This window comes from Tahibacter caeni (assembly GCF_024609805.1).
Taxonomy (GTDB): Bacteria; Pseudomonadota; Gammaproteobacteria; order Xanthomonadales; family Rhodanobacteraceae; genus Tahibacter; species Tahibacter caeni.
Map to the genome: position 1 here is coordinate 1 of NZ_JANFVR010000267.1, position 6678 is coordinate 6678.

The window sequence follows — 6678 nt, forward strand, 5'->3', positions numbered from 1 at the left end:
CCGACCGGCTCCTGCGCTACGACGGCGATAGCGGCGCGGCGGCCGGCGTCATCGGCGGCGCCGGCGCCGCGGCCGGCCGGTTCGCGCGGCCGAACGGCATCTTCGTCGTCGACGATCTGGTGTTCGTCGTCGAGCGCGACAACCGCCGCGTGCAGGTGCTGCACGCCGGCGATTTCGCGCCGCTCGGCAGTTTCGGGGAGCACGAACTGCAGCAGCCCTACGGCATCTGGCTGCGCGCCGTCGCCGCCGGCCGCTACGACGTGCTCGTCAGCGACGCCTACATGGCCGGCAAGGACGCCGACGGCGAGGACCGCGTGCCGCCGCCGGCGGAACTCGACCGCCGCGTGCGCCGCTATGCGGTCGACGTCGCCGGCGGCAAAGTCGCCGCGACCTTGCAGGCGAACATCGGCGACACCGGCGAGGCCGGCGCGATCCGCATTCCCGAGTCGCTCTGGGGCGATCCGGCGCATGACCGCCTGCTGATCGCCGAAGAGGACACGGCGACCGGCACCGCGCTGCGCGACTACGACCTCGCCGGCCGCTACCGCGGACGTACCCTCGGTCTCGGCCTGTTCAAGGCCCAGGCCGAAGGCATCGCGCTGTGGCGGTGCGCCGACGGCAGCGGCTACTGGATCGCGACCGACCAGTTCAAGGACCGTTCGCTGTTCCACGTGTTCGACCGCGCGACGCTCGCCCATCTCGGCGCGTTCGCCGGCGACACCGTCGCGAACACCGACGGCGTCTGGCTGCACCAGGCCGGCACGCCGCGCTTTCCCGACGGCGTGTTCTACGCGGTCCACGACGACCAGGGCGTCGGCGCGTTCGACTGGCGCGATGTCGCGAGCGCGCTGAAACTGCGCCGGCGCTGCGACACGGCGCCCTGAGCGCCGTGTTCGACGCAACCGTGCGCCGACGCCGGAGCTCGAGCGCACCGGCGCGCGGTTTTCCTGGCGGTGGAGCGAGGCCGCATTGCAGCGACGCGGCAGCGCAGCGGCATCGGCCCTTCCGCCCGCAAATTCAGGTGTCGAGCCAAGCCTGCAGCCGCACGGCCGCGTCGTGCGGCAGATGCAGGCCGAGCTTGCTGCGCCGCCAGAGCACGTCTTCGGCGGTCTGCGCCCACTCCTCGCGGCGCAGGTAGTCGATCTCGGCGGCATACAGCTGCGGCAGCATTTCCTCGCCGAGATCCTGCAGACGCCGCGCGTCGCCGAGCAGGCGCAGGGCGCGCGAGCCGTACGCGCGCGCGTAGCGCTCGCGCAGCGCCGGCGGCAGCCATGCATAGCGCTGGATCAGCTGCTGCAGGAAATGCGCGAAATCGGCGCCGGCGATGTCGCCGCCCGGCAACGGCGCCGTGCGCGTCCAGGCCGGCGCCGGGTGGCGCAGCGCGCGGCACAGCGTATCGACGGCTTCCTCGGCGAGCCGGCGGAACGTCGTGATCTTGCCGCCGTAGACCGACAGCAGCGGCGCCGCGGCCGTGTCGAGGTCGAGCAGGTAGTCGCGCGTCGTCGCGGCCGGGTCGTCCTCGTCGTCGCGCAGCAGCGGCCGCACGCCGGCATAGCTCCAGACCACGTCGCCCGCCGTCACCGGCACGCGGAAATAGCGGTTGGCGAGGCTGCAGAGGTAGTCGATCTCCGTGGGCGAGATCCGCGCCGCGGCCGAATCGTCGCCGACGTCGACGTCGGTCGTGCCGATCAATGTGAACGCGCCTTCATACGGCAGCGCGAATACGATACGGCGATCCTCGCCCTGCAGCACATACGCCGTCTGCTGTCCCGGCCGCCGCGGAACGACGATGTGGCTGCCGCGAACCAGCCGCAGCGCATGCCGCGACGGCTGGCGCGCGACCTGCTGCAGGAATGCGGCGACCCAGGGTCCGGTTGCGTTGACGACGGCGCGCGCCCGCAGCGCGACGCGGCGGCCGCCGGCGGTTTCGAGTCCGGCCGACCACGCTCCGCGCTCGCGCTGCAGTTGCACGCAGCGCGAGCGCGTCAGCACGCGCGCGCCGTGTTCGGCCGCGTCCTTGGCCGCGGCGACGACGAGCCGCGCATCGTCGCACCAGCCGTCCGAATAGGCGAAGCCGCGGGTGTAGCGCGGCTGCAGCACCGGATCGCCGGCGAGATCGATCAGCACCGACGCGGGCAGGCGGCGCCGGCGCGCCAGGTGATCGTAGAGCCAGAGTCCGAGGCGCATCATCCAGACCGGCCGCAGATGCGGCGCGTGCGGCAGCACGAAACGCAGCGGACGTATCAGGTGCGGCGCGGCCTCGATCAGCACCTCGCGCTCGCGCAGCGACTTGCGCACGAGGCCGAATTCGTACCGTTCGAGATAACGCAGCCCGCCGTGGATCAGCTTGCTGCTGGCCGAGGACGTATGCGCCGCGAGATCGTCCTGCTCGCAGAGCACGACGCGCAGGCCGCGCCCGGCCGCATCGCGCGCAATGCCGGCGCCGTTGATGCCGCCGCCGACCACGAGCAGATCGCAGTCGCCGCAAGCGGCTTCGTCGCTGCGGGGGAAATCGTGCATCGCCATCGGACGGGCCGTCGCGGATTCGCGGCCATGCTAGTCGGTGGCCGTCGCGACGGCCACCGCGGGACCGGCCCGGCGCGCGTCCGCCATGCGCCTCGCCTTCTGCCGGTACGGCGCCGTGCGCGTTCCGACGCGGCGAAGCGCAGCACCGCGGACTGACGGAAACCGGCGCGGAACGGGCGGAACGCGGGCAGCGACTTGCCTTTGCCGTCCTTCATGTCCGACCATGGCCGCCGTTTCTTCCCGCGATACCCGTGTGAGCGCATCCGCGTCCGACGACGGCCTGCAGGACTTCCTGCGCCCCGGCCTGGTCGTCAACGACATCCCCGCCCTGTTCGGCCTGCGCAAGGCGCGCGAGCTGCTGCGTGCGTTCTCGACCCTGTTCCACGGCGGCGAGGACGCGGTCATGGTGCGCCTGCTCGTGCTGCGCACGATCGGCGAGCGCGGCTCGGCGCCGGACTGGAGTCCGCAGGAACTGCGCGAACATTTCGCCTACGTCGATGCGACCAAGCTCGACACGGTGCTCGGCCGCCTGCGCGAGAACGGCCTGCTGGCCTGGGACGGCGAAACCCAGCGCTATCGCGTGAGCCCGGTCGGCCGCCAGGCCCTGTCGGCGCTGAGCCTGCTGCTGCAATTCCAGGGCGACGGCGACGAACTGGCCTACGTGACCGCGCAGATCGCCGCGGGCGAAGCCACCGGCCGCATCGGCAGCGAGGATCTGCAGCATCTGCTGTCGCGCCTCAACGAGCTGCGCGACGATTTCGACCGCGCCGTACTCAGCGGCTCGGAACATCGCATCCGCGCGGCCGCAGCGACGTTGAAATCGGTCTGGCGCTGGGTCGAGAAGGGCACCGAGATCGTCAAGCTGATCGCGCAGGACGAGGAACTCGATCCGGCCACGCACCGCGTCGCGCAGCAGATCGGCCGCGCGCAGAGCGCGATGCTGCGCCAGGCCGCGGTGTTCCAGCGCGCGCTGAATCAGCTCGACCGCCATCGCGTGCATCTGGGCGGCAGCGGCCTGTCGTCTTCGGACGTGAACCAGTGGCTGCGCGCGCTGAGCGCCGACCAGCTGGCCGCGCTGGCCCGCGACGTCGTCGCCGAGCGGCTCGCGCCGGCCTTCGTGCTCGGCGACATCGCGCTGGACGTGGCCGATTTCGAACTCGTCGAGCGCGAGCGCGAAGTCGGAACGGTGGAAACCCTGCCCGAGGCGCGAGGCGCGCCGGAACAGGCCACGGCGCCGATCGCGGCCAACGACTACGCGCTGGCGCAGGACTGGCAGGCGCAGCTCGCCGCGCTGGTCGACGCGGCGCCGTTGGCCGCGCTCGTGCCGAGCGCGGATTTCGCGACCTCGGCCTATCGCCTGTCGCTGCTCGGCCTGCTCGGCGATCCGGCCGCGCACGCGCGCGAAGGCGCGCTGGCCGAGCTCGCGCGGCTGCCGCTGCAGCTGGAGCTCAGCGGCGCGCTCGAGGACGTGGACGGCGCCGGCGTCGCGCGCATCAGCGCCGGCCGGCTGCGCCGGCTCGACCCCGATGTTTCGCACAACTCCGCGGCGCCGGCGCGCGACCGCGGCGAGGAACCGACGCATGAATGATCCCGTGGCCGCTCTGATTGCGCGCCTGCTCGCCGAACGCTGGCTGCCGCGCGAAGACGAACTCGCGCGCCAGGCGCTGACCGACGCCGGCTTCCGCGAGGAGCTCGACCGCCGCCTCGCCGCGGCCGGCCTGCGCCTGCTCGATCATCCGTATGCGAGCCACGTCGCCGTGGCCGTGGCCAAGGCGCAGGAAGCCGCCGTGTTCGCCGGCCCGCGCGCGTGGTCGGCGAGCAACCTCGACCTGGACCGCGACACGATCGCGCTGCTGGTCGTGCTCTGGAGCCTGTTGATCCTGCCCAAGCGCCAGCGCCAGATCCGCCGCGTCGAAACCGACCGCGACCAGGAGCAGGGCCAGATCTTCGCCGAGATGAAGCCGGTGCCGGTCGGCACCGAGGTGGCCGAGCCGCTGGCCGAACGCACCCTGCTCGCCGACTTCGGCGACAAGCTCGGCGGCAAGATGCGCATCAACATCAACCTCGGCGTGCTCGCGCGCCACGGCTTCATCGTGCGGCGCAAGGAGCGCATCCACGAAGGGCCGCTGCTCGATCTCGCGTTCGACTACGAACGCACGGCGCGGCGCGTGCTCGACGGCGCGCTGGCCTTCGTCGTCGAGCAGGCGCGCGGCGAGCACGCAGACGAGCACGGCGGCACGGACACGGAGGCCGGCCATGTTTGAATTCCGCGCGCTCGAAGTCGTGCATTGGGACTACTGGCAGCGCTTCACCCTGCCGCTGGACTCGGCCATCGTCACCGTGGTCGGGCCCAACGGCTCGGGCAAGACGACCCTGCTCGACGCGCTGCGCACCCTGCTCGCGATCGAGGACCGCGAGACCGCGCGCGACTACAAGACCTACCTGCGCCACAACGGCAAGCCGTTCGCCTGGCTGCGCGGCGTCGTCAGCAACCGGCCCGACCGCAACGGCCGGCGGCCGTTCTTCCCGCTGATGGAGGCCGAGGTCACCCTGGCCTGCCGCATCCGCAAGAAAGGCGGCGACTGGTCGCGCGACTACCAGATCCTCGGCGGCGACGTCAGCGTCGAGACGATCGAAGCCCACGGCGGCGAATGGCTGGGCCTGCGCGACTACCGCGTGCGCCTCGAAGGGGCCGGACTCACGCGCGCGATTCGCCGCGTGCTGACGCTGGAGCAGGGCGCGACCGACAAGCTCTGCCAGTATCCGCCGCGCGAGCTGCTGCAGCTGGTCTGGGACGTGTTCGGCGAGAAGCCCGTGCTCGAGGACTACCAGCGCGCACGCGCCGAGCAGTTCGCGACCGAGCAGGAACTCAGGACGCTCGGCCAGGACCTCGCCGCGCTGCATACGCGGCTCGAAGCGGCAAAGGCCGACGTGCGCTCGTTCGAGGAGTACGGCGAGCTGCAGCGCGAACGGCAGCGTCTGCAGGCCGAAGTCGTGCCGAAGGTCGCGCTCGCCGAACGCCGCGCGAGCATGGCCGGCAGCCGTCCGCAGCTGACCGGCCTGCGCCGCGCGCTGCGCGAGATCGAACGCCGCGATGCGATCCTGGCCGACGAGCAGCGCGTCGCGACGGCGCAGCTCGAGGCGACCGCCGAAGCCCTGAGTGCGGCGCAGTCGCAGGCCGTTGCCGCCGAAAGCGCGTTCTACGCCGCGCGCGACGCCGCGCGCGACGCGGAGCAGATCGACCGCCGCCGCGTGCAGCTGGAAAACCTTGCGGCGAGCCAAGGCGCCGGCGATGTCGCGCAGTTGCTGCGCGCCGTCGAGATCGACCGGCGCCGCCAGGCCCAGCTCAAGCTCGCAGACGAACAGGCCGTCGAGCGCGCGGCCGAGCTCGACGCGCAGATCGCCGCGCTCGCGAGCGGCCAGCGCTTCCAACCGGGCTTCGAGCGCGAATTCCGCGCCGCGCTCGATCGCGCCGGCATTGCGCACCGCATGCTGGCCGACTGCGTCGAAGTGACCGATCCGGCCTGGGAGGCCGCAGTCGAGGCCGTGCTGCAGCCATATCGCCATCTGGTCCTGCTCGCGTCGCCGTCGGACGCGAAGGCGGCGTTCGGCATCGGCGAACAGATGCAGTACCGGCATTTCGTCGTCGCCGAGCGCGGCGCGCCGCCGCCGGCGTCGCCGGGCTCGCTGCTCGAAGTGCTGCGCTTCGCCGGCGATCCGCCGTCGTGGCTGCCGCGCCAGCTCGACAAGCTGCGCCGCGTCGCCGACGTGGCCAAGGGCATGCAGCTGCCGGCCGGTCAGGACTGGATCACGCCGAAGGGCTATCTGCGCGAGCATCGCGGCGGCCGTCACATCGGCACCGAAGAACGCAATTTCGGCGCGAGCGCACGCGCCGCGCGGCTGCGTGACCTGCAGCTCGAACGCAGCCAGCTGAACGCGGCCGGCGAGGCGCGCCGGCGCGAACGCAGCGAGCTCGAACAACGCCTCGACGGCAATCAGGCGCGCCTGCTGAAGCTCGACGCGGCTCAGGAGCTCGCCGCGCGTGCCGTCGAATTCGCCTCGGCCGCCGAAGCGCTGCCGGCGCTGCAGTCGGCGGCGCAGGACGGCGCGGCCGCGCTGAGCGCCGCGCGCAATGCCGTCGAGACGCTGCGC

5 protein-coding genes are annotated in these 6678 nt (G+C 72.4%); 4 read left to right on the forward strand and 1 reads right to left on the reverse strand.

Annotated elements, in window-relative coordinates:
- The coding region (locus NON22_RS18215; protein ID WP_257388376.1) for a phytase at window positions 1-884 on the forward strand (884 nt) is incomplete at its 5' end.
- Between the two features lie 133 nt (window positions 885-1017).
- Here the strand turns inward: NON22_RS18215 and glpD are convergent.
- Window positions 1018-2520: a glycerol-3-phosphate dehydrogenase gene (glpD, locus tag NON22_RS18220; RefSeq protein WP_257388377.1), complete on the reverse strand. Its 1503-nt coding sequence runs from the start codon at window positions 2518-2520 to the stop codon at window positions 1018-1020.
- 259 nt (window positions 2521-2779) lie between these two features.
- On the opposite strand from glpD, the gene NON22_RS18225 reads away from it, so the two are divergent.
- The 3 genes from NON22_RS18225 to NON22_RS18235 form a co-directional block, all read left to right on the forward strand.
- Window positions 2780-4114 carry a hypothetical protein gene (locus NON22_RS18225; RefSeq protein ID WP_257388378.1) on the forward strand — a complete coding sequence of 445 codons (1335 nt, stop codon included), beginning with the start codon at window positions 2780-2782 and terminating at the stop codon, window positions 4112-4114.
- The gene (locus NON22_RS18230) at window positions 4107-4790 is read left to right on the forward strand and encodes a hypothetical protein (protein WP_257388379.1); all 684 of its coding nucleotides are present in this window, start codon (window positions 4107-4109) and stop codon (window positions 4788-4790) included. Before NON22_RS18225 ends, NON22_RS18230 begins: the two co-directional genes overlap by 8 nt.
- Window positions 4783-6678 (forward strand): ATP-binding protein (locus NON22_RS18235; RefSeq protein WP_257388380.1); only part of this gene is annotated, 1896 nt, incomplete at its 3' end. The genes NON22_RS18230 and NON22_RS18235, both read left to right, overlap by 8 nt.